Raw genomic sequence first — 25,251 nt, forward strand, 5'->3', positions numbered from 1 at the left:
ATGGACGGACAGGGGTGACCATCTAGCCTAACGCGGCCGCGGCCACCCCCCGTACGCCCGGAAGGTCAGAGGGCGTCCGCCTCGCTCTTGATCCCGTCCCAGAAGCCGGGCAGCTCCGCCTCCACCGCCGCCGCCCGCTGCTCCTCGCGCCCGTACAGCAGCCCGTATGTGAAGGCGCTCTCCCCCGCCGCGTGGGCGACCGCGGACAGCTCGCGCAGGGTCTGCCGGGCCATCACGCTGTCCTGGTGCTCCCCCAGCAGGTTCTGGAGCGCCTTCATGGACTTGACGACGGTCTTGGCCGGATCGCCGAGGACCGGGCGGGCCGCCTCGGCGACGTAGCGGGTGCGCTTGGTCTTCTTGCGGGCCTCGTGGATCGCCACGTCCCGGTCGGTGCCGGGCTCCAGCTCCAGGGCGTACCCGACGAGCCCGGAGACCTTGCGGAAGTCCTTCCGCACGGCCTTGGCGATCACCTTGTGGGGTTTCTTCCCGGCCGCCTTCAGCAGCGGCGGGTCGGCGATCAGCGTGTCCAGGGCGTCGAGCAGGGCGAGATGGCGGCGGGAGTCCAGCACCCCGATCAGGCGCGCGCTCGCCCCGCCCGGGCTGTCCCCCGACCAGGTGTTCAGGCGTTCGGCCACGGGCCCCGAGACCAACGTCGCGGGCACCTCGTCGAGGGCGGCCGACAGGCGCTCGCTGAGCACTTCGCGGTCCCGGTCCACGCCCAGCTCGCCGGCCAGCCACTTCAGTTCGTCGCCGATCGGGTCGGTGACGGCCCGGTCGAGGACCTTGCCGTACGACTTGAGGGTGCCGCGCAGTCGGCGGGTGGCGACGCGCATGCTGTGCACGGAGTCCTCGGCGTCCTGGCGGACGGCCGGGTCGAGTTCGACGATCGCGTCCCGCTGGGTGCGGACGTAGGCGAGGACGTGGTCGCCGGCGGTCACCGGGTCACCGGTGACCGGGAGCTTCTTCTTGGGCGCGGTCTCCGCGAGGGCCCGGGCCAGCTTCGAGGAGGACCCGGACGGCCGTACGCCCGATTTGCGCAGCCGCTTCTCCACCTTGTCGAGGAAGGCCGGTTCGCCGCCGTCGGCGAGCTCCACCTCGATCTCGGTCCACTGTGCGTCGCCGACGCCGCCGCTGAGCCGCTCGGCGTGCACGGCGTCCACGCTGACCTCGGCGAGGAGCCGGCCGTCGGCGTCGAGGAGGTGGCGCACGTCGCGGTCCGAACGCAGCCGGACCACGGGCAGCAGCTCGACGCCCCTGACGCGGGAGCGGACCAGTGCGGCCAGTTCGTCGGGGAGGGTGTCGGAGAGGGGTGCCCGGATCTCGTCGCGCACCCCCTCGGAGACGGGGAGCTTCAGGTGCCAGCCCGCGTCCGAGCCACCCGTGCGGCGGCGCAGGGTGACCGAGGACGCCATGAGGCGTTCGTCGGCCGTGTCGTAGTAGGTGGCGTCCAGGTGTGCGACACCCTTGTCCACGACGGCCTCGACCCCGGCGACTCCGGTCAGATCGGGCAGGCCGCTGTCGTCGGACTCATACTTGCGTTCGATCTCCCGCTTGATGTCCGCCATGATTCAAATCTAGTGCTCGGCCCCCGGTTCCGGCAGGGGCCGCGGCCACCCGGACCACCCCCGCCTAGGCCGACATCGGCCGCTGCACCTTGATCGACTGCAACAGCCCCACCGCCACCCACACCGCGAACATCGAGGATCCGCCGTACGAGACGAACGGCAGTGGCAGGCCGGTGACCGGCATGATCCCGAGGGTCATGCCGATGTTCTCGAAGGACTGGAAGGCGAACCAGGCGACGATCCCGGCGGCCACGATGGTGCCGTACAACTCGGTCGTCTCGCGGGCGATCCGGCAGGCCCGCCACAGGACGACCCCGAGCAGGACGATGATCAGGCCCGCGCCGACGAAGCCCAGTTCCTCGCCGGCGACGGTGAAGACGAAGTCGGTCTGCTGCTCCGGCACGAACTGGCCCGTGGTCTGCGAGCCGTGGAAGAGCCCGGCGCCGGTCAGTCCGCCCGAACCGATGGCGATCCGGGCCTGGTTGGTGTTGTAGCCGACGCCCGCCGGGTCCAGGCTCGGGTTGGCGAAGGCGGCGAAGCGGGCGATCTGGTACTCGTCGAGCACCCCGAGCTGCCAGACGGCGAGCGCGCCGAGCGTCCCCGCGCCGAGGAGCCCGAAGACCCAGCGGTTGGAGGCGCCGGAGGCGAGCAGCACACCGAGCACGATGATGACCATGACCATGACCGACCCGAGGTCGGGCATGAGCATCACGATCAGCATCGGGACGGCGGCCAGGCCCAGGGCCTGCAGCACGGTGCGGTGGTCGGGGTAGGGCTTGTCGCCGGCGTCGACCCGGGCCGCTAGGAGCATGGCCATGCCGAGGATGATCGTGATCTTCACGAACTCCGAGGGCTGGAGGGAGAAGCCGCCGCCGAGCACGATCCAGGAGTGGGCACCGTTGACCGTGGAGCCCAGCGGGGTGAGGACCAGCAGGAGCAGGAAGACCGAGGCTCCGTACAGCAGGGGCACGGCGGTGCGCAGGGTGCGGTGGCCGACCCACACCGTGCCGATCATCAGGGCGAACCCGATGCCGGTGTTCATGAGGTGGCGGATCAGGAAGAAGTACGGGTCGCCCTGGTTGATCTCGGTGCGGTTGCGGGTCGCCGAGAAGACCAGGATCGAGCCGATCAGGGACAGGGCGAGGGCCGAGAACAGTATCGGCCAGTCCAGCCGGCGGGCGAGCGAGTCGCGGGCCAGCAGCCGGGTCCAGCCCGCGCGTGCGGGGCCGTATCCGGAGACCTGGAAGCTGTTCGCCCCGGTCATGTGAGCATCCTCCGGCTCCCCCTCCTGCGGCGCCGCCTGCGGGTGTCACGGTTCCCGTTGGTCGGCGTGTTCACGGTCGCGCCCTGCTGTGTCTCGTCCGGCTGGGGCGTGGCGTCCTGGCTCGCCCGCTGATCCTTGGCCGGGTCCTTGGAGATCTTCGGGGACTTGATGGTCCCGTCGGTCTGGACCTTCGGCAGGCTCGTCTGCGGGCTCGGCAGGAGCGCGTTCTTCTTGTTGATGGTGCCGTCCGCCGAGACGCCGTACATGGCGTTGTAGATCTTGCGCACGGCCTCACCCGAGGCGCCGGAGCCGGTACCGGCCTGCGCGATCGTCATGACGACCGTGTAGTCCTTGGAGTACGTGGCCAGCCAGGACGTGGTCTGCTTTCCGTAGACCTCGGCGGTGCCGGTCTTGGCGTGCAGCGGGATCTTGTCCTGCGGCCAACCGCCGAACTTCCAGGCGGCCGTACCGCGGGTGACGACGCCTTCCAGGGCGGCGTCCATGCCCTTGAGGGTGGCCTGGCTGACCGGAAGCCTGCCGGTCGGCTTGGGCTTGATCTCCTGGACGGTCTTGCCGTCGGCGCTGATGATCGCTTTGCCGATGCTCGGCTGGTACATGGTCCCGCCGTTGGCGAGCGCTCCGTAGATCCTGGCCTCCTGGATCGGGGTGACGAGGGTGTCGCCCTGGCCGATGGAGTAGTTGATGGAGTCACCCTCGCGCATCTTGTTGCCTTCGAGGCAGTTCTCGTACGCGATCTTCTCGACGTAGGTGCCGTCCTTCTTGCCGGTCCTGCACCACGCGTCCTTGTTGGCCTTCCAGTACGACTCCTTCCACTGGCGGTCGGGGACGCGGCCGGTGACCTCGTTGGGGAGGTCGAGGCCGGTCACCTTGCCGAGGCCGAACTGGTGGGCGGCCTTGTAGAAGTAGTCCTTCGGCTCGCCCTTCTTGGGGTTGATGCCGCCGTCCTTCTTCCACTCCCGGTCGGCGAGGCCGTAGAAGACCGTGTCGCAGGAGACCTCCAGGGCGCGGCCGAGGGAGATGGGGCCGAAGCTCTCGCCCTCGAAGTTCTTGAAGACCTGGCCGCCCACCGAGTACGAGCTGGTGCAGGGGTAGCCGCCGTCCCACTCGTAGCCGGCCTCGACCGCGGCGGCCGTGGAGACCACCTTGAACGTGGAACCGGGTGCGGACTGACCCTGTATGGCCCTGTTGAGCAGCGGGTAGTCGGAGTTCTTGCCGGTGAGCTTCTTGTAGTCCTTGGCGGAGATACCGCCGACCCAGACGTTCGGGTCGTAGGTCGGGGCGGACGCCATCGCGACGATCCGGCCGGTCTTGGCCTCCATCACGACGACGGCGCCCGAGTCGGCCTTGTAGTTCTCGCCTGTGATCTTGTCGAACTGCTGGCGGGCGATCTTCATCGCCTGGTTCAGCTCGTACTCGGCGACCCGCTGGACGCGGGCGTCGATGCTGGTGACGAGGTTGGCGCCGGGCTGGGCCTCGTCGGCCTCGGCCTGGCCGATGACGCGGCCGAGGTTGTCGACCTCGTAGCGGGTGACGCCCGCCTTGCCGCGCAGCTCCTTGTCGTACTGGCGCTCAAGGCCCGAGCGGCCGACCTGGTCGGAGCGCAGATAGGGCGAGTCGGTGTCCTGGGCCTTGGTGATCTCCTCGTCGGTGACCGGGGAGAGGTAGCCGAGGACCTGGGCGGTGTTGGCCTTGCCGGGGGCGGCGTAGCGGCGCACGGCCTGCGGCTCGGCGCTGATGCCGGGGAAGTCCTCGGCGCGCTCGCGGATCTGCAGGGCCTGCTTGGGGGTGGCCTCGTCGGTGATGGGGATGGGCTGGTACGGCGAGCCGTTCCAGCAGGGCTGGGGTGTCTTCGCGTCGCAGAGCCGGACCTTGAGCATGACGTCCTTGGCGGACATGCCGAGGACCTTGGCCAGCTTGGTGAGGACGGCCTTGCCGTCGTCCTTCATCTTCAGCAGGTCGGTGCGGGAGGCGGAGACCACGAGCCGGGTCTCGTTGTCCGCCAGGGCCACTCCGCGGGCGTCCAGGATCGAGCCGCGCACGGCGGGCTCGACGACCTGCTGGACGTGGTTCCCGGAGGCTTCCTTGGCGTACGCGTCGCCCTCGCGGATCTGGAGGTACCAGAGGCGGCCGCCGAGGGTGCCGAGGAGGGACAGCACGAGGATCTGGATGACGACGAGTCGGATCTGGACCCGTGGGGTCCGTCCGGTCTCGGGGATATTGGTCACTGCGGCTGCCGCCCCCTCTCAGTGTGTGTCTGTGTCATATCCGGCGAACCTGTGAACGCGGTCCGCCGACTCGCGCGGGGTCACAGCCGCTTGACCCCCTTGATGCGGCCCACCCGCGCGGTACGGGTGCGCGCCTTGGTCTTCAGGCTGCCGAGGCCGCCGCGCTGGCCGCCGATCTTCAGACCCGTGCCCGAGGAGAGCCAGCCCGAGGAGATGTCGGCCGACTTGGCCGCGGAACCGGCCTCGGCGAGCGGGTCGTTGTCGGCGCGGCGGGCGAGCGCCATGATGCCGGGGACGACGAACGGGGCGAGCAGCAGGTCGTACAGGGCGGCGGTGAACAGCAGGCTGGGCAGGCCCACATGACGGGCGGCGGTGTCGCCGACGAGGGCGCCGACCCCGGCGTACAGCAGGGTGGTGCCGATGGCGGCCGCGACCACGACGACCATGGGGCCGGTGGCCGACTTGAGTCTGCCGTTCTCCGGTTTGGCGAGCCCGGCGAGGTAGCCGATGACGCACAGCACCAGGGCGTACCGCCCGGCGGCGTGGTCGGCGGGCGGGGCGAGGTCGGCGAGGAGACCGGCGCAGAAGCCGACGAGGGCGCCGCCGACATGGCCGTAGACGAGAGCCAGGCCGAGGACGGTCAGGAGCAGCAGGTCGGGGACGGCGCCCGGGAGGTGGAGGCGGGCGAGGACGCTCACCTGGAGGACCAGGGCGACCACGATCAGGGCGGAGGACAGCAGGATCCGGTTGACGCGCATGACTACAGCTCCTACTGCTCTTGCTGGATCTGGCCGCCGACCGGCGCATTGGCGGACGGGGTGACGGTGACCGTCACGGTCGGCGTGGGCGTCGGCTTCGGTTTCGCCGGCAGCACCGTGTCGCGCGGATCCTTCTTCGGGACCTGGACGACGATGCCGACGATGTCGAGCTTGCTGTAGCTGACGTACGGCGTGACGTACAGGGTGCGGGTGAGGTCGCCGCTGGAGGGGTCGACGCGGGAGACCACGCCGACCGGGACGCCGGGCACGAACGGCTTGTCGGCCTGGGAGCCGAAGGTGACCAGGCGGTCGCCCTTCTTCACCTCGGCCTTGCCGTTGAGGAGTTCGACGCGCAGCGGGCGGTCGCCCTGTCCGGAGGCGAAGCCGAGCTCGTCGCCGGCCTCCATGCGGGTGCCGACGGTGAAGTCGGGGTCGTTGGCGAGAAGCACGGTGGCGGTGTTGGGGCCGACGGTGGTGACGCGGCCGACCAGTCCGTCGCCGTTGAGGACGGTCATGTCGCGCCGGATGCCGTCGTTGGCGCCGACGTCCACGGTGATGGTCCAGGAGAAGCCCTGGGCCGCTCCTATGGCGATGACCTGGGCGCCCTTGATGCCGTACTGGCCCTCGCCGGCGATCTTCAGCATCTTGTCGAGCTGCTTGAGCCGGCTGGAGTTGCGGTCGTCGCTGCCGAGCCTGGCCTTGAGGGCGGCGTTCTCCTTCTCCAGCTCGGCGAGCCGGTCGTGCCGCTCGCCGGAGTCACGGATGGCGGAGACGGCGTTGCCGACCGGGTCGACCGCGGAGGACACACCGTTCTCGATGGGGCCGAACAGTGCGGCCGCGCCTTGGCGGGCACCGTCGACCGGCGAGTCCTCCCCGCCACGGATGTCCACCGTGATCAGCGCGAACGCGACGGCGATCAGCAGCACCAGGAGCAGCCGGCTCTCTCGTGTGTCCCTCACGTGCGGCGGCCGTGCCCTTCTTATTGAAGTTGCGTTTATGGGAGCTTATGCCTCGATATCAACGATCCGCCGCACGAGAGGAGATCATCCCGTACGGCGGAATCGAAGAGTTACGTCATCTGCGCGGCTGGGCGTCCAGCACCTGCTGGAGCGCCTCGAATTCCTCGACGCACTTCCCCGAGCCGAGCGCCACGCTGTCCAGCGGGTCCTCGGCGATATGGATCGGCATGCCGGTCTCCCGGCGCAGCCGCTCGTCGAGCCCGCGCAGCAGGGCACCGCCGCCGGTGAGGACGATGCCGCGGTCCATGATGTCGCCGGAGAGCTCCGGCGGGCACTTGTCGAGGGTCGTCTTGACGGCGTCGACGATGGCGTTGACGGGCTCCTCGATCGCCTTGCGCACTTCGGCGGCCGAGATGACGACGGTCTTGGGCAGCCCGGAGACGAGGTCCCGGCCGCGGATTTCGGTGTGTTCGTCAGCGTCGAGGTCGTACGCCGAACCGATCGTGATCTTGATCTGTTCGGCCGTCCGCTCACCCAGGAGGAGCGAGTACTCCTTCTTGATGTGCTGGATGATCGCGTTGTCCAGCTCGTCGCCCGCGACGCGGATGGACTGGGCGGTGACGATGCCGCCGAGCGAGATGACCGCGACCTCCGTGGTGCCGCCGCCGATGTCCACCACCATGTTGCCCGTGGCCTCGTGGACCGGCAGGCCGGATCCGATGGCGGCCGCCATGGGCTCCTCGATGATGTGCACCTGGCGGGCGCCGGCCTGGGACGACGCCTCGATGACGGCGCGGCGCTCGACGCCGGTGATGCCCGAGGGGACACACACGACGACGCGCGGCCTCGCGAGATACCGCCGCTTGTGGATCTTCAGGATGAAGTAGCGCAGCATCCGCTCGGTGATCTCGAAGTCGGCGATCACGCCGTCCTTCAGCGGCCGCACGGCAACGATGTTGCCGGGGGTCCGCCCGATCATCTTCTTCGCTTCGGCGCCGACAGCCAGGATTCCACCGGTGTTCGTGTTGATCGCGACGACGGACGGCTCGTTGAGTACGATCCCGCGACCCCTGACGTACACCAGCGTGTTGGCGGTCCCGAGGTCGACAGCCATGTCACGGCCGATGAACGACATTGAGTTCCCCATCAGGATTCGTCTGGCCTTCCTGGGAGCTTTTGAGGGCATTTCAGGTCGGCGAAGTGGGTGCTGTGACGTGAAGGCTTCCATCGTAGACGCGCCTGCACGAACACTGCGCGAGGGTCTTCGCCATTGTCAGCAGATCAAACGCCGCCTCGCTTGTGGAGACGGTCCATAGGGGGCACTCGTTCCCCCGATCGGCACGCATATGCCGAGGGACGGCCGAAAATGTCCGGCCGCCCCAGGTCAGACGCAAGAGCGGGCTGACGCCCCCTCAGAAACTGCCACCAAACCTACGCACGGGACCTATGCGCGCCCGGGGAAGAAGATCTTCACCTCGCGCTCGGCGGACTCCTCCGAGTCGGAGGCGTGGATGAGGTTCTCCCGGACGATGACGCCGAAGTCCCCCCGGATGGAGCCGGGCGCGGCGGCGATCGGGTCGGTCGGACCCGCCAGTTGGCGTACGCCCTCGATGACCCGCTCGCCCTCGACGATCAGCGCGACGACGGGGCCGGAGGCCATGAACTCCACCAGCGGCTCGTAGAAGGGCTTGCCCTTGTGCTCGCCGTAGTGCTGCTCCAGGGTGTCCTGGTCCAGGGTGCGCAGCTCCAGCGCGGTGATCTGCCAGCCGGCCTTGCGCTCGATACGGCTGATGATCTCGCCGGTCAGGCCACGACGGACGGCGTCGGGCTTGAGGAGGACGAGGGTGCGCTGGCTCACGAGGGGCTCCTTGCCTGCTGACATGTGCGGTGGGACGAGATTACAGGGCGTGTCGGCGCGCTCGTCACACAGCGTCAGGTGTAGTGGAGCCCGCCTGGGTGGCCGGGGCGGCCTGATCGGCCTGATCGGCCTGGGCGGCGAATCTCGCCTTCGCCTCGTCGATCTTCCGGCCGTAGTGCACGGAGGCCCACCACAGCGCGGCGAAGATCGCCCCCATGAAGAACATGGTCGGGATGACGAAGCCGGAGGCGATAAGGGCGATCTGGAGCGCCCAGCCGAGGGCGATGCCGCCGGGCCGGGTCACCATTCCGCACAGCGCGAGACACAGGAACATGGCGATCCCGCTGACCGTCCACACCGTGGAGCCGGCCAGGTCGGGGTCCTTCATCGCGACCAGGGCGGCGAAGCCGACGACGAAGAACTCGCCGATGAGGGTCGATGCACAGAGCGTACGCATGGCGGGTGGTCAGCCCCTTCCGAGCAGCAGCCGGGCCTCGCCGACCGTGATGACCGACCCGGTGACCAGCACACCGCCGCCCGCGAACTCGCCGTCCTCCTCGGCCAGCGTGATCGCCTCCTCCAGCGCGTCCGGCAGCCGCGGCTCGACCTGCACGCGCTCCTCGCCGAACACCTCGACGGCGATCGCGGCGAGCTCGTCGGCCTCCATCGCGCGGTGACTGGAGTTCTGGGTGATCACGACCTCGGCGAAGATCGGCTCGAAGGCCTCCAGGAGCCCCCGCACGTTCTTGTCGCCGCTCGCGCCGACCACACCGATCAGCCGGCTGAAGTCGAAGGCCTCGCCGACCGCCTCGGCGGTGGCGCGGGCGCCCGCCGGGTTGTGGGCGGCGTCCAGGACGACGGTCGGGGAACGCCGTACGACTTCGAGGCGGCCCGGGGCGGAGACGGCCGCGAAGGCCTTGCGGACGGTGTCGATGTCGAGGCGGTCCGGGCGCTGGGCACCCACGCCGAAGAACGCCTCCACGGCGGCGAGCGCCACCGCCGCGTTGTGCGCCTGGTACGGGCCGTGCAGCGGCAGGTACACCTCTTCGTACTCACCGCCGAGGCCGCGCAGGGTCAGCAGCTGCCCGCCGACGGCGACCTGCCGGGAGACGACCCCGAACTCCAGCCCCTCGCGCGCGACGGTCGCGTCCACCTCGACGGCCTTCTTCAGCAGGACCTGCGCCGCGTCGACCGGCTGCTGGGCCAGGACGACGACCGCGTCCTGCTTGATGATCCCGGCCTTCTCGACCGCGATCTCCCCGGGGGTCTCGCCGAGCCGGTCGGTGTGGTCCAGGTCGATGGGGGTGACCACGGCGACATCGCCGTCGATGACGTTGGTGGCGTCCCAGGAGCCGCCCATGCCGACTTCGACGACGGCCACGTCGACGGGCGCGTCCGCGAAGGCGGCGTACGCCATGCCGGTCAGCACCTCGAAGAAGGACAGCCGGTACTGCTGCTGCCCGTCGACCATCTCGACGTACGGCTTGATGTCCTCGTACGTCTCGATGAACCGCTCGGCGGAGATCGGGGCGCCGTCCAGGCTGATGCGCTCGGTGACCGACTGGACGTGGGGGCTGGTGTAGCGGCCCGTGCGCAGTTCGAAGGCGCCCAGAAGGGCCTCGATCATGCGGGCCGTCGAGGTCTTGCCGTTCGTCCCCGTGATGTGGATCGAGGGGTACGACCGCTGCGGCTCGCCGAGGACGTCCATCAGGGCGCTGATGCGGCTGACGGAGGGCTCCAGCTTGGTCTCGCCCCAGCGGGTGGCGAGCTCCGCCTCGACCTCGCGCAAAGCCTTGTCGACCTCGGGGTCCTCTGGGCGTGCGGGCACGTCGGCCTCCGGCGGGGCGCCCTGGGTGCGCAGGGTGCGGCTGCCGGCCTCGATGACCGCGAGATCCGGATCGCGGTCGGTCTCGTTCGCGATGATCTCGTCGAAGGGGTCGCTGTCACTCACGGGGCCAGTCTACGGAGGCGAACTGACAGAGTGCCTTCGGTGTGGGGTGGCTGGTGCCGCCTGGCGGGCGCGGGGAGGTTTGTGGCTGGTCGCGCAGTTCCCCGCGCCCTTGGTGGGCTACTGCTGAGGCAGGCCGTCCAGCTGGGCCTGGATCCTCTTGATGTCCTCGTCCGCCTTGGCCAGGCGGCCGCGGATCTTGTCCACCACGTTGTCCGGGGCCTTCGCGAGGAACGCTTCGTTGCCGAGCTTGGCGTTGGCCTGGGCCTTCTCCTTCTCCGCCGCCGCCAGGTCCTTCGCGAGGCGCTTGCGCTCCGCCGCCACGTCGATCGTGCCGGAGAGGTCCAGCGCGACCGTGGCACCGGCGACCGGGAGGGTCGCCGTGGCCGCGAAGGCCTCGCCCTCCGGCTGAAGGCGCAGGAGCTGGCGGATGGCGGCCTCGTGGGCGGCGAGGGGGGTGCCGGTGAGCTCCAGGCGGGCCGGGACCTTCTGGCCGTCCTTGAGGCCCTGGTCCTTGCGGAACCGGCGGACCTCGGTGACGACCCGCTGGACCAGCTCGATCTCGAGTTCGGCGGCCTTGTCGCGGAAGCCGCTGTCGGCCGGCCACTCGCCGACGACCAGGGACTCGCCACCGGTGAGGGTGGTCCACAGGGCGTCCGTGACGAACGGGATGACCGGGTGCAGCAGCCGCAGCGTCACGTCGAGGACCTCGCCGAGGACCCGGCCGGAGACCCTGGCCTGCTCGCCGCCCGCGAAGAAGGTCGTCTTCGACAGCTCGACGTACCAGTCGAAGACCTCGTCCCACGCGAAGTGGTAGAGCGCGTCGGCGAGTTTGGCGAACTGGTAGTCGTCGTAGTACGCGTCGACCTGGGCGACCGTCGTGTTGAGCCGTGACAGGATCCAGCGGTCCGTCGCCGACATCTCGGAGGCGTCCGGCAGCGGGCCCTCGACCGTGGCGCCGTTCATCAGGGCGAAGCGGGTGGCGTTCCAGAGCTTGTTGGTGAAGTTCCGGGAGGCCTTGACCCAGTCCTCGCCGATCGGCACGTCCGCGCCCGGGTTGGCACCGTTGGCGAGGGTGAAGCGCACGGCGTCGGAGCCGTAGGCGTCCATCCAGACCAGCGGGTCGACCGCGTTGGGGTTCGACTTCGACATCTTCTTGCCGAACTCGTCGCGGACCAGGCCGGTCAGCGCGATGGTGTGGAAGGGGGCCTGGCCGTCCATGGCGTAGAGGCCGAACATCATCATCCGGGCGACCCAGAAGAAGATGATGTCGTGGCCGGTCAGCAGGACGTCGGTCGGATAGAACTTCCGCAGGTCCTCGGTCTGTTCGGGCCAGCCGAGCGTGGAGAACGGCCACAGGCCGGAGGAGAACCAGGTGTCCAGGACATCGGAGTCCTGGGTCCAGCCCTCGGCCTCCGTACCGGGCGGCTCCTCGTCGGGTCCGACGCAGACGACCTCGCCGTCGGGGCCGTACCAGATCGGGATGCGGTGGCCCCACCACAGCTGGCGCGAGATGCACCAGTCGTGCATGTTGTCGACCCAGTCGAAGTAGCGCTTCGACATGTCCTCGGGGTGGATCTTGACGCGGCCGTCGCGGACCGCGTCACCGGCGGCCTTGGCGAGCGGGCCGACCTTGACCCACCACTGCAGGGAAAGACGCGGCTCGACCGTGGTCTTGCAGCGCGAGCAGTGGCCGACGGAGTGCATGTAGGGGCGCTTCTCGGCGACGATCCGGCCCTGCTCCTTGAGGGCGCCGACGACCGCCGAGCGGGCCTCGTAGCGGTCCAGGCCGACGAAGGGGCCGTGGACCGTGATGACGCCGTGCTCGTCCATGATCGTCAGGGACGGCAGGTCGTGGCGGCGGCCGATCTCGAAGTCGTTCGGGTCGTGCGCCGGGGTCACCTTGACCGCGCCGGTGCCGAACTCGGGGTCGACGTGGGTGTCGGCGACGACCGGGATGGTGCGGTCGGTGAGCGGGAGCTTGATCCGCTTGCCGATGAGGTGCTGGTAGCGCTCGTCGTCGGGGTGGACGGCGACGGCCGTGTCACCGAGCATCGTCTCCGCGCGCGTGGTCGCGACGACGAGGCTGTCCTCGCCCTCGCCGTAGCGGATGGAGACCAACTCGCCCGCGTCCTCCTGGTATTCCACCTCGATGTCGGAGATGGCCGTCAGACAGCGCGGGCACCAGTTGATGATGCGCTCGGCGCGGTAGATCAGCTCGTCCTCGTAGAGTCGCTTGAAGATGGTGAGGACGGCCTTGGACAGGCCCTCGTCCATCGTGAAGCGCTCACGGCTCCAGTCGACGCCGTCACCGAGGCGCCGCATCTGGCCGAGGATCCGGCCGCCGTACTCCTCCTTCCACTGCCAGACGCGCTCGACGAACTCCTCACGGCCCAGGTCGTGGCGGGACTTGCCCTCCTCGGCGAGCTGCTGCTCGACCTTGTTCTGGGTCGCGATACCGGCGTGGTCCATGCCCGGCAGCCACAGCGCCTCGTAGCCCTGCATGCGCTTGCGGCGCGTGAGGGCGTCCATGAGGGTGTGCTGGAAGGCGTGCCCGAGGTGCAGGCTGCCGGTGACGTTCGGCGGCGGGATGACGATGGTGTACGGGGGTTTGTCGCTCTTCGCGTCGGGAGTGAAGTAACCCTTGTCCACCCAGCGCTCGTACAGCGGCCCCTCTACCTCGGCCGGCGCGTACTGGGTCGGCAGTTCGGTGCTGGGCGCTGTGGGCTGCTGCTGAGCGTTCTCGGTCACGGGGTCAGTTTAGGGGTGTCCCGGGCGTGTCCCGAAACGCGTTTGTTCTGTAACGGTGGGGGCCCCGATGCGGTGTGCCGCCTGTGCCTGAGCCAGGATGTCGGGAACACATAAGCATCTGGAGGGGAACCCAGAGATGAGTCACAACCAGCCGGGCCCGTACGGGCAGCCCCAGCAGCCCGGGCAGCAGCCGCAGCCCGGGCCGTACGGCCAGCCGGGCCCCTACGGCCAGCCGCCGCAGGCGCCCCAGCCCGGCTACGGGTACCCCCAGCAGGCACCGCCGCCCCAGCAGCCGGGACAGCCTCCGCAGCCGGGCTACGGCTACCCGCAGCAGGGTGGCGTTCCTCCGCAGACCCCGCCGTACGGCCAGCCGCAGGCTCCCTACGGTCAGCAGGCCCCGTACGGCCAGCAGCCGCCGTACGGCCAGGCCCCCTACGGCGTCCCGCAGCCCCCGCCGCCGGGCGGCGGCACCGGCAAGAAGATCGGCATCGTCGTCGGCGCGGTGGCGGTCGTGGCCGCGATCGGGGTCGGGGCGTATCTGGTGATCGGCGGGGGCGGGAACGGGGGCGGCGGGTCCGACATCGCGGACGACGGGGCGCACACGCTGACCGCGCCTGCGACCGTCCTCGGCGGGGAGTACAAGAAGGGGTCCGACTCCGCGGCCGCGGGGATGACCGACGACGACATCAAGGACGCGGAGTCCTGGGGTGTGGACAACCCGAAGGACGTCAGCGCGAGTTACACGGCGGGTTCCGGTCTGACCTCGAAGAACCTGACGTTCGCTGGTGTGTACGGCAGCATCGACGACCCGGAGAAGGTCATCGACGCGATGTTCGCCCAGACGAAGTCGGAGGCATCGAAGAGCTCCTCCGAGGGCGAACTCGTCGGCAGTCCCAAGGAGTTCACGCCCGCCGGTTTCAAGAACGGCGTCCTGAAGTGCCAGGAGATCAAGACCACCGAGTCGGGGCAGACCGTGACGATGCCGTTCTGCGTCTGGGCCGATCACAGCACCGTCACCTATGTGCTGTCGTTCGACCTGGCCGGCCTGGCCGCGGGCAAGAGCACCTCCATGGAGGACGCGGCCGCACTGACGGCGAAGCTCCGCGACGACGTGCGCGTCAAGGCCTGACGCCCGCCCGCTCAACACCGAAGGGGCCCCGGTCGGTTGACCGGGGCCCCTTCGCATGTCCGGGACGGCTACGCCGTCTTCTGCTCGCCCGAACCCCGCCCGCGCGCGTCCCTCGGGATGAGCGTCGGGTTCACGTTGGAGTGGACGACGTCCGCCGTGATGACGACGCGGGCCACGTCCTTGCGGGACGGGATCTCGTACATGACGCCCTGGAGGACCTCTTCCATGATGGCGCGCAGGCCGCGCGCGCCGGTCTGGCGGAGGATGGCCTGGTCGGCGATGGCCTCCAGTGCCTCGCGCTCGAAGTCCAGCTCCACGCCGTCGAGTTCGAAGAGGCGCTGGTACTGCTTCACCAGCGCGTTGCGCGGCTCGACCAGGATCTGGAGGAGGGCCTCACGGTCCAGGTTGTGGACGGAGGTGATGACGGGGAGGCGGCCGATGAACTCGGGGATCATGCCGAACTTGACCAGGTCCTCGGGCATGACGTCCTCGAACTGGTCCTTGGCCTCCAGCTCGCGCTTGGAGCGGATCGTCGCCCCGAAGCCGATGCCCTTGGCTCCCGCCCGGGACTCGATGAGCTTCTCCAGGCCCGCGAAGGCACCGCCCACGATGAACAGGACGTTCGTCGTGTCGATCTGGATGAACTCCTGGTGCGGGTGCTTGCGTCCGCCCTGCGGCGGGACCGAGGCGGTGGTGCCCTCAAGGATCTTCAGCAGGGCCTGCTGCACGCCCTCGCCGCTCACGTCCCGAGTGATCGACGGGTTTTCACTCTTCCGCGCGACCTTGTCGATCTCGTCGATGTAGATGATCCCGGTCTCGGCCTTCTTGACGTCGTAGTCGGCCGCCTGGATCAGCTTGAGCAGGATGTTCTCGACGTCCTCGCCGACGTAGCCCGCCTCGGTGAGCGCCGTCGCGTCCGCGATCGCGAACGGGACGTTCAGCATGCGGGCGAGGGTCTGGGCGAGGAGCGTCTTGCCGGAGCCCGTGGGGCCCAGCAGGAGGATGTTGGACTTCGCCAGCTCGATCGCGTCGTCACGGCTGCTGCCGCCGCCGTTCTCGCCGGCCTGGACGCGCTTGTAGTGGTTGTACACCGCCACGGAGAGGGCCTTCTTGGCCGACTCCTGGCCCACCACGTAACCCTCCAGGAACTCGTAGATCTCGCGGGGCTTGGGCAGTTCCTCCCAGCGCACCTCGCTCGTCTCCGCGAGTTCCTCCTCGATGATCTCGTTGCAGAGATCGATGCACTCGTCGCAGATGTACACACCAGGCCCTGCGATGAGCTTCTTGACCTGCTTCTGGCTCTTGCCGCAGAACGAGCACTTGAGCAGATCGCCGCCGTCACCGATGCGTGCCACGGTGTGCTTCCCCTTCGCCTGGGAGACGCCTAGGTCCAGCGGCTCCTGGTGCTGCCTTATGTCCGACGGTACCTTGCCGGGCCCCCCGTTCGGGCCCCCCTTGGCAGGGTTCACTTTGACGTGCACTGTGCCAAGGGGCGGCATATCCTACGGGGCCGCGTCAGCGGACGGCGGCGTTGTTCATCTTCCGGGTGGAGATGATCTGGTCGATCAGGCCGTACGCCAGGGCGTCGTCGGCCGTCAGGATCTTGTCGCGCTCGATGTCCTCGCGGATCTTCTCGATCGGCGTGGTGGAGTGCTTGGCCAGCAGGTCTTCCAGCTGCGCGCGCATCCGGAGGATCTCGTTGGCGGCGATTTCCAGGTCGGAGACCTGACCGCGACCGGTCTCGCTGTACGGCTGGTGGATCAGCACCCGCGCGTTGGGCAGCGCCATGCGCTTGCCGGGCGTACCGGCGGCCAGCAGGATCGCCGCGGCGGAGGCCGCCTGACCCATGCAGACCGTCTGGACGTCGGGCTTCACGAACTGCATCGTGTCGTAGATGGCGGTCAGCGCGGTGAAGGAGCCACCGGGGCTGTTGATGTAGACCGAGATGTCCCGGTCGGGGTCCATCGACTCCAGGCACAGCAGCTGCGCCATGACGTCGTTGGCCGAGGCGTCGTCGATCTGCACGCCGAGGAAGATCACGCGCTCCTCGAAGAGCTTCGCGTACGGGTCGTACTCGCGGATGCCCTGCGAGGTGCGCTCGACGAAGCGGGGGATCACATAGCGGGACTCGGCGCGCGGGCCGGTGTACTCGGCCTCGGTGCGGGCGTAGAGGCCGCTGCCGGGGAAGTCGTTCACTGTCTGTCTCCTAGGGGCTGTGACGGTCGGCTGGGGGGCTCTACGGGGCTCAGGCCCCGGTGCCGCCGCCGCCCGGGATACCGGCGGCCGTGCTGATGACGTCGTCGATGAGGCCGTACTCCTTGGCCTCCTCGGGGTCGAACCAGCGGTCGCGGTCCGAGTCACGGGTGACCTGCTCGACGGTCTGCCCCGTGTGCTGGGCCGTGAGCTCGGCCATGCGCTTCTTGGTGTGCAGCAGCCGCTCGGCGTGGATCTTGATGTCGGAGGCCGAACCGGCCAGACCGGCGGAGGGCTGGTGGATCAGGATCTCGGCGTTCGGGAGGGCGAACCGCTTGCCCGGGGTACCCGCGCTGAGCAGGAACTGGCCCATGGAGGCGGCGAGGCCCATGGCGATCGTCATCACGTCGTTCTTGATGAACTGCATGGTGTCGTAGATCGCCATGCCGGCCGTGATCGAGCCGCCGGGGCTGTTGATGTAGAGGTTGATGTCCTTGTCGGGGTCGGCCGCGGCAAGGAGCAGAAGCTGTGCGGTGATCTTGTTCGCGATGTCGTCGTCGACCGGCTGGCCGAGGAAGATGATCCGCTCGTTGAGCAGCCGGTTGTAGACCTGGTCGCCGAGGCCACCACCGATGGAAGGCTCGCCGGCGGCTGAGGGCATCAGATTCGTCACGTATCCACCTGCTCGTCTTACGACGGCGCCGGGGCCGTCTCACGTGTTCCCGTCCGGGGGCTGGGCAGTTCGAGAAACTTCCCTGCCCTGGTACTCATGGACCCTAACGCGCTGGTCCCCTTGGGGAATCCCGGTAAGGGGGGTGTTCGCCGGGGGCGTAGCGCCGTGGTATCGCCGGTTCGGTGCCGGGCGCGGGCGATTCGCGGCTCGCCGCGCGGTTCGCGGCGCCCTGGGCCGGGTCCTCGGGCCCCATGCCGGAAGGGCCCCGGAGACATGCGTCTCCGGGGCCCTTCGTACAGCGTCCGCCGACGTGCTACGGCGTTCGAGATGCCGTGGGCTCAGCCCTCGGTCTTCTCCTCGGCCTCGGCCGGGGTCTCCTCGGAGGCGGCCTCGACCGTCTCGGCCGTCTCGTCCTCGTCGTCGTCCAGGTCGATGACCTCGCCGTTGGTGTCCTTGACCGTGGCGGCCTCGACCACGACGGCCAGGGCCTTGCCGCGGGCGACCTCGCCGACGAGGAGCGGGACCTGACCGCCCTCGACGACCGCCTGGGCGAACTGGTCGGGGGACATGCCGGAGGAGGCGGCACGGCGCATGAGGTGCTCGGTGAGCTCCTCCTGGTTGACGTTCAGCTTCTCGCGCTTGACGAGCTCGTCGAGCACGAACTGGGTCTTGATGCCCTTGACCGCGGCTTCCTTGGTCTCGGTGTCGAACTCCTCGACCGTCTTGCCCTGGATCTCGAGGTACTTCTCGAGGTCGAGGCCCATCTGGCCGAGCTGGTGGTGCTCCAGGTTGTGCTTGCGGGTGTTGATCTCGTCCTCGAGGAGCTTCTCGGGGACGGGCACCTCGACGAGCTCCAGGAGCTTCTCCAGGACGCGCTCCTGGGCCTGGGTGGCCTGGTCGTACTGCTTCATGTTCTCGAGGCGCTTGCGGCTGTCGGCCTTCAGCTCGTCGAGGGTGTCGAACTCCGAGGCGAGCTGCGCGAACTCGTCGTCCAGCTCGGGCAGTTCGCGGGCGGCGACCTGGGTGACCTTGACGGTGACCTCGGCCTCCTTGCCGGCCGCGGAGCCGCCCTTGAGCTCGGAGGCGAAGGTGGCCTCGCCACCGGCCTCCAGGCCCTTCACGGCGTCGTCGATGCCGTCCAGCAGCTCGCCGGAGCCGATGGTGTAGGAGACGCCGCTGGCGACGCCGTCCTCCAGCACCTCGCCGTCGACCTTGGCCTCCAGGTCGATGGTGACGACGTCGCCGTCCTCGGCGGCGCGCTCGACGGGGGACGTCGAGGCGAAGCGCTCACGGAGCTCGGTCACGGCCTTGTCGACGTCCTCGTCGCTGACCTCGACCGCGTCGACCTCGACCTCGATGCCGGAGTAGTCCGGGATCTCGATGGCGGGGCGGACGTCGACCTCGGCGGTGAAGTTCAGCGTCTCGCCGTCCTTCAGCTCGGTGATGTCGACCTCGGGCTGGCCGAGGACGTCGATCTCGGCCTCGTTGACCGCCTCGGTGTAGAACTTGGGAAGCGCGTCGTTGACGGCCTCCTCCAGCACCGCACCGCGGCCGAACCGCTGGTCGATGACGCGGGCCGGGATCTTGCCCTTCCGGAAGCCCTTCACCGTGACCTGCTGGTTGATCTTCTTGTACGCCGCGTCGAGGCTGTCCTTGAGCTCCTCGAAGGGCACCTCGATGCTGAGCCGAACCCGAGTCGGGTTCAGGGTCTCCACGGCGCTCTTCACGGTTCGGTCTCCTTGGGGGCTGACTTCTTGGTTTCTGCCGGAGCCAGAGCGGCTCCGGCGGATTCGCCGCCCGGAGGACTTCCAGTGGAGATCCAGAGGATGAGGCACACGGGCGTGCAGCTTGCATAGTAACGGCAGCGGCGACACGCCCCAAAGGCGATCACGGACTCGGTCACGCGAGCTGATCGCGCAGGTGGTCGGGGTGGCGGGATTTGAACCCACGGCCTTCCGCTCCCAAAGCGGACGCGCTACCAAGCTGCGCCACACCCCGTCTGGTGCGACACGTAGGGTACATGCCCGCAGGCAGCGGGGCTGCCGCATTTCCCTGGCCGCGGCTCGGGAACGGCCTGACACCGCCCACCTGAGCAGCCTCCGAGCCGTGCGGACCCGACGAAACGAACCCGAACGACACGCGCCGCGGGCGGCCGCCCCGGCACCGACGGACGGCGGGCGGACGCGGTTGCGTACTTCACTTCGCGGCGGGCGCGTCGCACGCCCGCCGCTCGGCCACGGCGGGCGCAGACACGGACACCCAGGCCCGGAGGCCGCCCCGCGGGGGCCGGACCTTGGACGGCATCAGCCTCCGGACCCGCACGAGGTCCCACGGCACGACCCGCGGGCCGACCGCACACGATCCGGTGACAAACCGCTTCCACGGACGTGGCGCACGCCGCCGGCGACACGTCTCGCCTCGGATCCCCCGCACGTCGGCCCAACGGCCGGGGCGCCCTTTCGTGCGCGGGCCGGGGGCGGGGGCGGGTGTGGCCGGTGTGGCGCGAGGGGGGCACGCGTCGCGCGCAGGTCTGTCCGTGAGTCGGACGGAAGGGATGTGCGGCGAGGGGTGACGACCCGGTACGATGCCTTCGTGCCGTCGGTCACCTGACCGCGGCGCGTGCTGTGCGGGCGTAGCTCAATGGTAGAGCCCTAGTCTTCCAAACTAGCTACGCGGGTTCGATTCCCGTCGCCCGCTCTGAACGACGAAGGCCCAGGTCAGGTAGTAAATTTACTACCCCTGGGCCTTCGCTCATTTCCCGAGCCGTTCAGCTCTGCATGCGGACTTTCGATCTTGCTTCTTCTTGGCCTTTTTCGGCTTCGAGGACTTCTTGCGGGCCTGGTTGAAGAGACCGCTCACAGCATCCGCGATCAGCCGGTCACGGTCAGCGCTCGCGTGCTGGTAGATCAGCGCGGCGCGGACGGTGCTGTGGCCCATGCGCGACATCAGCTCCCGCGTGCTGGCCCCGGTCGACGCGGCGAGGGTGTTGCCCGTGTGCCGAAGGTCATGGACGCGTAGGCCCTTGATCCCAGCGATCGAACACGCCTTGTGCAAACACCCGACCGTCGGCGCCGTGTTCGGCGTAGACGTCCAGGTGTGCGCGGATCTCCGGGACAATCGCGGCCGGAATCGCCACGGTGCGTTTGCCCGCCGCACTCTTGGGCGCCTTGATCTCCCGCTGGCCGTTGTTGAGTTCGGCGACGGCCCGGCGGACACGGACGGCCCGATGGTCGAGGTCGACGTCCCGGCGGCGCAGCCCGACCAACTCACCCCAGCGCAGACCAAGTGCCCCTTGGGCCCTGGCCCTGGCCCTGGGGCCGACTCGGCGGGAACGGCCCTTTCTTGGTGGATCGGGAGTATGAGCGGCTTATCCGAGCTATGACTAGCAGGCCCGTACCCCTACAGATCGCGGACTATGAGCGTCGGCTGCGGCGTGAGGCTCATGTCCAGAAGGCGGCGGCGAAGCGCGCTGTACAGCAAGGAAGTACAGCAACCACGGCAACCGTAGCCGTCCGCCACCAGCCTCCCACGGCCGACTGACCTGCCGAGCAGACCTCAGCGACCGCCCCGCCCGCAGGTCGCATCGAGATGAGAGGCCGGCACGGGCCGAGCGGGACGGTGTCGAAGGTGGCCACGGCCCGGATTCGAACCGGGGTTTCCGCGTCGGGGCGAACCCGAGCGCGACGTCTTTGGCCGCTAAACGACTCATGGCCAGGCGGATCGTACCCACTCGGAGGCCGGCGAGCCCGTCACTTTTCGAGGGGTGACGCCTCAGGGCGCCCGCCCAGATCGATCTCATACTGGACCTGGATGGCCATCTGTACCCTTGATCGTCGAATACGTCCAAATCGCGACCTACTCCGATCCAGTCGCATTCGCTCACACTCGAACACATGGGGGCGATAAGGGATCGTGACACGCACGTGTGTCATCGCTGCGGGGTGACGAGCCCCACCGTGCGCGGGCGCGGGCGGATCGATCTCATGGCCAGGTTCTGCGAAGCGTGCTGGAACGTCTTCGCCAACGAGATGGCCGTGGCCGACGGCGCCACCGCTCCACCAAGGCCGGACCCGGATCCCGACGACGTGTCATGGATCGAGCCTCCGACTTGCCCTAGATGCAGCGCATTTGTGCGTATCTATCCGACCACCTACGACCGATGGGTCAGGCTCGCCGCGGTGGAGATGCCCGCCAAGGACGTCCCAGAGCCCTTCCGCTGGCGCCTGATGAAGCTGCCGGACCCGTCCCGCATCACGACCGAGATCGTGGCCGTACGGGCCCGTGGAATCGATCCGCTTCCAGGCGACCTCGTCGTGCCGGCTCACAGCATGATGTGCGTCCCTCAGGGGGGCGAGCCATAGAGCGCGAGGCCGGCTCACAGGCCGCCCGACGTCAAGAGTCTGCGGAATCGTCCCCAGGCCCATTCGGGGGATCCGCGGGCCCGGCGGCTTCGCCCCGACCCGAGGCACAGCCAGGCCCGTGCGTCATCTCGGCCGATCAGGGCGCGGGTGCGCATGTCTCCGATGAGTGCGTAGCCCTCCACCCCCAACGAAAGCATATCGCCTTCGATTCAAAGGAAGGGCACCTTTAAGGAGGGGAAAGAATTTAAAATCTCAGGCAGAAGGCCCCGCCGACCTAGGAAGTTGCCGTTCCGGGCGGGAGTGCGGCAGACTGCGACTTGCGTGCACGACAGCGGTGTTGGGGCAGCGTTCGCGCAACCTTCTGACCTGCGTGGGTGCGGAACAGCACCCACACCATGGCCAGTTGGACAACGACGGCGCTCGGGCGTCGTCGCGCCAAAACAGAACAACGGCACGCCAACGGAACGCTTGCTGACCCTGGAAAGTGGGCAAGCGCCCGATGGCTCCAAGGAAGGCGGCCAGGTGCCTGAGAAGCACGACTCCACCGTTCCCCATCGGACATGGCACCACCATGCCCAATGCGCTGTGGACTGTAGCTACGAGCATGCGCGAAGCGCAAGTGAGACGTCGCCGCGGCTGCCGCGGTGGCCTCAGGTGCTCCGCGACGTGACGAGCCTGGCAGCGGCGGTCTCCCCGATCGTCGCAGCGCTCATCACGAAGAGCTGGTAGCCGGCGGGCATTCGTGCCCCTGCCGTGCCCGATCGGACGGGACACACCGGGCAAGCGCCTAGCAGGTCAGCGGCGAGCCGCATACGCGATCTTCCCAACCAGCTACGCGGGTTCGATTCCCGTCGCCCGCTCCGAGTAGGCCTCCGGCCCGGTCCCCCAGGGGATCGGGCCGGAGGTCTTTCGGCGTGTCCGCCCCGTGTCGCGGGGCTAGAACTGGATCGAGTTGATGGTCTCCGCTATCGAGTCCAGGAAGCGTTGGATGTCGTCGGCCATGCCGGTGGAGGCGAGGAAGAATCCGAAGAGCACCGCGACTACGGCGGGGCCGGCCTTGATGGAGCCTCCCCGCATCAACACCACCAGGATGATCCCCAACAGCAGCACCACTGACAGCGAAATGGCCACAACTGATCACACCCTCGGTCGGTCCCGCTCTCCCGGCCCGGGGACGCGACCCCGCGACCCCCGCCAGAACCATCGTGCCACCAACACGGCCCGCATATGCGGCCGGTGAGGCAACGTTTGGCCATGCCGATACACGCGCCGCACCCCCTGGCCGGTTCCTTTCGGTCTCCGGTCACCGTGTCCGCACATTCCGTCCGCAGGGAATCCGAAGCATCGACACAGTTGTGCGACAGCCATGGTTATGCGGCATTTCAGGGGGATTAATGCTGACAATACAGGCCTGTTGAAGACGGCTCAGAAGTGAACAACCGGCCACGAGACGGCTGGATTTACGGAAACACACAGCCGGGGCTAGGGTGCCTCAGATGTTTCCAGCCGCCGCCGACGCCGTCCCCCGTCCGCGCTCGCCCGAGAGCCCGCAGCCCGTGCCGCCCGGCAGACAGCGCGACGCCTTCTTCGACAACGCCAAGTACCTGGCGATCGTCCTGGTGGCCGTCGCGCACTCCTGGGAGCCGCTCAAGGGCGACAGCCGGATTCTGGAGGGCGTGTACACGGTCGTGTACTCGTTCCACATGCCGGCGTTCATCGTCATCTCCGGCTTCTTCTCGCGCAGTTTCGACATGCGCCCGGACCGGCTGAAGCGGCTCGTCACCGGCGTCGCGGTGCCGTACATCGTCTTCGAGACGGGCTATTCGCTCTTCAAGCGGTACGCCGACCACGACCCCGGCATGGAGATCAGCCTCCTCGATCCGTGGTTCCTGACCTGGTTCCTGGTGGCGCTGTTCATCTGGCGGCTGACCACACCGATCTGGAAGCTGGTGCGGTGGCCGCTGCCGCTCGCGCTCGGCATCGCGATGCTGGCCTCCGTGACCCCGGACATCGGCGACGACCTGGATCTCCAGCGGGTGCTGCAGTTCCTGCCGTACTTCGTGCTGGGCCTGGTCATGAAGCCCGAGCACTTCCGGATGGTGCGCCGGCGCTCGGTGCGGATCGCGGCGGTGCCGGTGTTCGCGGCCGCCCTCGTGGTCGGCTGGTGGGCGGTGCCGCGCATGGACACCGACTGGTTCTACCACCGCAACGCCGTCCAGGAGATGGGCGCGCCCTGGTGGACGGGCCCGGTCATGGTGCTGGCCATGTTCGGCAGTTCGCTGCTGCTGACGGCCTGTTTCTTCGCCTGGGTGCCGGGCCGGCGCATGTGGTTCACCGCGCTCGGCGCGGGCACGCTGTACGGCTATCTGCTGCACGGTTTCCTGATCAAGGGCGCCGGTTTCGCGGGCTGGTTCGACCACGCCTGGCTGCACTGGCCGGCCGGTGAGCTCTTCGTGAGCGCCCTGGCGGCGCTCGCCGTCACCCTGCTGTGCACCGCGCCGGTGCGCCGGGTCTTCCGGTGCGTGATGGAGCCCGACATGAACTGGGCGTTCAAGAAGGACGCTCCCGCCGTGGCCCCGGCGCGCGAGCAGAAGGCTGCGCCTCGCGAGAAGGCCGGCGTCTAGACGGACCCGCGGCTCAGACCGAGAAGAGCACGCATTCCCGCGTACTTCTCGGTCAGTCGTGTGCGGGTCGCCTCGTCGAGGACCGCCAGGCGCGCCGGGTCCGCGTTGTGCGCCAGGTCGGCTTCTTTCACCAGCAACGCGCCCGGGGTCGCCAGAATGCGCCCGGCGTACGCCTCGGGCGGCTCTCCGGCCCGCTTGGTGACGGCGAGCACGATGTCCTTCGTACGGCGGCTCAGCGCGGCCTCGTCGAGCCACCGTGGGGACAGCGCGTCGTCCTCGACGGCGTCGTGCAGCCAGGCCGCCGCGATCTGGTCGTCGTCGCCGCCCCGCGCGCGTACGCCCTCGGCGACGGCCCGCAGGTGTTCGGCGTAGGGCCGGCCGGCCTTGTCGGTCTGGCCCTCGTGTGCGGCGCGGGCGAGGGCCTCGACCTCGGCCAGGGTCAACTCGTCGGTCATTCCTCCAGTGTGTCGCGCCGCAGCGCCGCGCGGGCCGGGAGGCCGGCCGCGGTGAGGCCGAGCGCGATGATCGTGCCCGCGAAGGCGCCGTAGACGAGCGGCGGTATGTACGGCCCCTCCCCCGTCAGCCCGTTCATCATCGGGACGAGGGTGGCGAGCGCGATGGCCGTGCCGAGGACGATTCCGGCGAGGGCGACCAGGAGGGCCTCCCAGCGGATCATGCGCAGCACCTGGCGGCGGGTGGAGCCGATGAGGCGGAGGGTGCCGAGTTCGCGGCGGCGGTCCAGGACGGTCATCACCAGGGTGTTGACGGCGGCGACGGCCGCGAAGCCGCCGAGTACGGCCGCCATCACTGCGTTGGCCCAGGCGTTGAGCTCACGGTCGACGGACTGGGCGGTGGTGTAGTCGGCGCGGTCGAGGACGGTGCCGAGTGCCGTGAGGGTGTGCGCGGTTGTGCTCCACCTTGC

General features: G+C 69.0%; 21 protein-coding genes, 3 tRNA genes and 1 pseudogene. 4 read left to right on the forward strand and 21 right to left on the reverse strand.

Features of this window, described 5'->3' with window-relative positions:
- Positions 1 to 65: 65 nt before the first annotated feature.
- The 10 genes from H293_RS0102865 to H293_RS0102910 all read right to left on the reverse strand — a co-directional run bounded on the left by H293_RS0102865 (position 66) and on the right by H293_RS0102910 (position 13,349).
- Positions 66 to 1,565 (reverse strand): CYTH and CHAD domain-containing protein, encoded by a 1,500-nt coding sequence (locus H293_RS0102865; protein ID WP_020116371.1) that lies wholly within the window; start codon positions 1,563 to 1,565, stop codon positions 66 to 68.
- A 64-nt stretch (positions 1,566 to 1,629) separates the two neighbouring features.
- Positions 1,630 to 2,829 carry a rod shape-determining protein RodA gene (rodA, locus tag H293_RS0102870; protein WP_020116372.1) on the reverse strand — a complete coding sequence of 400 codons (1,200 nt, stop codon included), beginning with the start codon at positions 2,827 to 2,829 and terminating at the stop codon, positions 1,630 to 1,632.
- Positions 2,826 to 5,075 carry a penicillin-binding protein 2 gene (mrdA, locus tag H293_RS0102875; protein ID WP_020116373.1) on the reverse strand — a complete coding sequence of 750 codons (2,250 nt, stop codon included), beginning with the start codon at positions 5,073 to 5,075 and terminating at the stop codon, positions 2,826 to 2,828. The genes rodA and mrdA overlap by 4 nt, the downstream gene beginning before the upstream one ends.
- A gap of 80 nt (positions 5,076 to 5,155) precedes the next feature.
- Complete coding sequence (gene mreD / locus H293_RS0102880) at positions 5,156 to 5,833, reverse strand: rod shape-determining protein MreD (protein WP_020116374.1); 678 nt, start codon at positions 5,831 to 5,833, stop codon at positions 5,156 to 5,158.
- 11 nt (positions 5,834 to 5,844) lie between these two features.
- Entirely contained in the window at positions 5,845 to 6,792 is a 948-nt protein-coding gene (mreC, locus tag H293_RS0102885) for a rod shape-determining protein MreC (protein ID WP_028807493.1), read from the reverse strand.
- 115 nt (positions 6,793 to 6,907) lie between these two features.
- Entirely contained in the window at positions 6,908 to 7,927 is a 1,020-nt protein-coding gene (locus H293_RS0102890) for a rod shape-determining protein (RefSeq protein WP_004931372.1), read from the reverse strand.
- A gap of 309 nt (positions 7,928 to 8,236) precedes the next feature.
- Positions 8,237 to 8,650: a nucleoside-diphosphate kinase gene (ndk, locus tag H293_RS0102895; RefSeq protein ID WP_007382017.1), complete on the reverse strand. Its 414-nt coding sequence runs from the start codon at positions 8,648 to 8,650 to the stop codon at positions 8,237 to 8,239.
- A gap of 64 nt (positions 8,651 to 8,714) precedes the next feature.
- Positions 8,715 to 9,107, reverse strand: coding sequence for a DUF4233 domain-containing protein (locus H293_RS0102900; RefSeq protein ID WP_020116376.1), 393 nt, complete (start codon positions 9,105 to 9,107; stop codon positions 8,715 to 8,717).
- 9 nt (positions 9,108 to 9,116) lie between these two features.
- Positions 9,117 to 10,601 (reverse strand): bifunctional tetrahydrofolate synthase/dihydrofolate synthase, encoded by a 1,485-nt coding sequence (folC, locus tag H293_RS0102905; RefSeq protein ID WP_020116377.1) that lies wholly within the window; start codon positions 10,599 to 10,601, stop codon positions 9,117 to 9,119.
- A gap of 117 nt (positions 10,602 to 10,718) precedes the next feature.
- Positions 10,719 to 13,349 (reverse strand): valine--tRNA ligase, encoded by a 2,631-nt coding sequence (locus tag H293_RS0102910; protein ID WP_020116378.1) that lies wholly within the window; start codon positions 13,347 to 13,349, stop codon positions 10,719 to 10,721.
- Positions 13,350 to 13,485: 136 nt separating this feature from the next.
- Between H293_RS0102910 and H293_RS0102915 the strand changes: the two genes are divergently transcribed.
- The gene (locus H293_RS0102915; RefSeq protein ID WP_020116379.1) at positions 13,486 to 14,478 is read left to right on the forward strand and encodes a hypothetical protein; all 993 of its coding nucleotides are present in this window, start codon (positions 13,486 to 13,488) and stop codon (positions 14,476 to 14,478) included.
- A gap of 68 nt (positions 14,479 to 14,546) precedes the next feature.
- Here the strand turns inward: H293_RS0102915 and clpX are convergent, their stop codons facing one another.
- From clpX to H293_RS0102940, 5 genes are all read right to left on the reverse strand, one after another.
- Positions 14,547 to 15,833: an ATP-dependent Clp protease ATP-binding subunit ClpX gene (gene clpX, locus H293_RS0102920; RefSeq protein WP_020116380.1), complete on the reverse strand. Its 1,287-nt coding sequence runs from the start codon at positions 15,831 to 15,833 to the stop codon at positions 14,547 to 14,549.
- A gap of 160 nt (positions 15,834 to 15,993) precedes the next feature.
- Positions 15,994 to 16,674: an ATP-dependent Clp protease proteolytic subunit gene (locus H293_RS0102925; protein ID WP_007382023.1), complete on the reverse strand. Its 681-nt coding sequence runs from the start codon at positions 16,672 to 16,674 to the stop codon at positions 15,994 to 15,996.
- A gap of 49 nt (positions 16,675 to 16,723) precedes the next feature.
- Positions 16,724 to 17,332: an ATP-dependent Clp protease proteolytic subunit gene (locus tag H293_RS0102930; RefSeq protein ID WP_028807494.1), complete on the reverse strand. Its 609-nt coding sequence runs from the start codon at positions 17,330 to 17,332 to the stop codon at positions 16,724 to 16,726.
- 350 nt (positions 17,333 to 17,682) lie between these two features.
- Positions 17,683 to 19,071, reverse strand: coding sequence for a trigger factor (gene tig / locus H293_RS0102935; RefSeq protein ID WP_020116382.1), 1,389 nt, complete (start codon positions 19,069 to 19,071; stop codon positions 17,683 to 17,685).
- Between the two features lie 194 nt (positions 19,072 to 19,265).
- Positions 19,266 to 19,342: transfer RNA gene (locus tag H293_RS0102940), tRNA-Pro, on the reverse strand.
- 628 nt (positions 19,343 to 19,970) lie between these two features.
- On the opposite strand from H293_RS0102940, the gene H293_RS0102945 reads away from it, so the two are divergent.
- Positions 19,971 to 20,041 (forward strand) — tRNA-Gly (locus H293_RS0102945).
- 54 nt (positions 20,042 to 20,095) lie between these two features.
- On the opposite strand, the gene H293_RS59815 is transcribed toward H293_RS0102945, so the two are convergent.
- The 3 genes from H293_RS59815 to H293_RS58305 all read right to left on the reverse strand — a co-directional run bounded on the left by H293_RS59815 (position 20,096) and on the right by H293_RS58305 (position 21,057).
- The gene (locus H293_RS59815; protein WP_020116383.1) at positions 20,096 to 20,281 is read right to left on the reverse strand and encodes a hypothetical protein; all 186 of its coding nucleotides are present in this window, start codon (positions 20,279 to 20,281) and stop codon (positions 20,096 to 20,098) included.
- A 67-nt stretch (positions 20,282 to 20,348) separates the two neighbouring features.
- The gene (locus H293_RS59820; RefSeq protein ID WP_158694387.1) at positions 20,349 to 20,609 is read right to left on the reverse strand and encodes a site-specific integrase; all 261 of its coding nucleotides are present in this window, start codon (positions 20,607 to 20,609) and stop codon (positions 20,349 to 20,351) included.
- Positions 20,610 to 20,972: 363 nt separating this feature from the next.
- Positions 20,973 to 21,057, reverse strand: a tRNA-OTHER gene (locus H293_RS58305).
- 315 nt (positions 21,058 to 21,372) lie between these two features.
- Here H293_RS58305 and H293_RS59705 point away from each other — a divergent pair.
- The gene (locus H293_RS59705) at positions 21,373 to 21,705 is read left to right on the forward strand and encodes a DUF6083 domain-containing protein (RefSeq protein WP_259294427.1); all 333 of its coding nucleotides are present in this window, start codon (positions 21,373 to 21,375) and stop codon (positions 21,703 to 21,705) included.
- A 936-nt stretch (positions 21,706 to 22,641) separates the two neighbouring features.
- Here the strand turns inward: H293_RS59705 and H293_RS0102970 are convergent.
- Positions 22,642 to 22,836, reverse strand: a complete 195-nt coding sequence (locus H293_RS0102970) for a hypothetical protein (protein ID WP_028807497.1) — start codon at positions 22,834 to 22,836, stop codon at positions 22,642 to 22,644.
- Between the two features lie 365 nt (positions 22,837 to 23,201).
- Here H293_RS0102970 and H293_RS0102975 point away from each other — a divergent pair, with 365 nt between their 5' ends.
- Positions 23,202 to 24,329, forward strand: coding sequence for an acyltransferase family protein (locus H293_RS0102975; RefSeq protein ID WP_020116388.1), 1,128 nt, complete (start codon positions 23,202 to 23,204; stop codon positions 24,327 to 24,329).
- Here H293_RS0102975 and H293_RS0102980 read toward each other — a convergent pair.
- Positions 24,326 to 24,784, reverse strand: a complete 459-nt coding sequence (locus H293_RS0102980) for an HD domain-containing protein (RefSeq protein ID WP_020116389.1) — start codon at positions 24,782 to 24,784, stop codon at positions 24,326 to 24,328. The two genes, H293_RS0102975 and H293_RS0102980, sit on opposite strands and share 4 nt — an antisense overlap.
- A pseudogene (locus H293_RS0102985) lies at positions 24,781 to 25,233 on the reverse strand (ABC transporter permease); the annotation flags it as partial. The pseudogene H293_RS0102985 and the gene H293_RS0102980, both read right to left, overlap by 4 nt.
- Positions 25,234 to 25,251 lie beyond the last annotated feature (18 nt).

Source organism: Streptomyces canus 299MFChir4.1 (assembly GCF_000383615.1).
Lineage (GTDB): Bacteria > Actinomycetota > Actinomycetes > Streptomycetales > Streptomycetaceae > Streptomyces > Streptomyces canus_C.

Bases quoted from the DNA above. Each gene is read 5' to 3' on its own strand.
- H293_RS0102865 (WP_020116371.1), bottom strand. From the start codon at position 1,565: ATGGCGGACATCAAGCGGGAGATCGAACGCAAGTATGAGTCCGACGAC.
- rodA (WP_020116372.1), bottom strand. From the start codon at position 2,829: ATGACCGGGGCGAACAGCTTCCAGGTCTCCGGATACGGCCCCGCACGC.
- mreD (WP_020116374.1), bottom strand. From the start codon at position 5,833: ATGCGCGTCAACCGGATCCTGCTGTCCTCCGCCCTGATCGTGGTCGCC.
- H293_RS0102890 (WP_004931372.1), bottom strand. From the start codon at position 7,927: ATGTCGTTCATCGGCCGTGACATGGCTGTCGACCTCGGGACCGCCAAC.
- H293_RS0102900 (WP_020116376.1), bottom strand. From the start codon at position 9,107: ATGCGTACGCTCTGTGCATCGACCCTCATCGGCGAGTTCTTCGTCGTC.
- H293_RS0102915 (WP_020116379.1), top strand. From the start codon at position 13,486: ATGAGTCACAACCAGCCGGGCCCGTACGGGCAGCCCCAGCAGCCCGGG.
- H293_RS0102930 (WP_028807494.1), bottom strand. From the start codon at position 17,332: ATGCCCTCAGCCGCCGGCGAGCCTTCCATCGGTGGTGGCCTCGGCGAC.
- H293_RS59815 (WP_020116383.1), bottom strand. From the start codon at position 20,281: ATGGGCCACAGCACCGTCCGCGCCGCGCTGATCTACCAGCACGCGAGC.
- H293_RS59705 (WP_259294427.1), top strand. From the start codon at position 21,373: ATGGCCGTGGCCGACGGCGCCACCGCTCCACCAAGGCCGGACCCGGAT.
- H293_RS0102975 (WP_020116388.1), top strand. From the start codon at position 23,202: ATGTTTCCAGCCGCCGCCGACGCCGTCCCCCGTCCGCGCTCGCCCGAG.
- H293_RS0102980 (WP_020116389.1), bottom strand. From the start codon at position 24,784: ATGACCGACGAGTTGACCCTGGCCGAGGTCGAGGCCCTCGCCCGCGCC.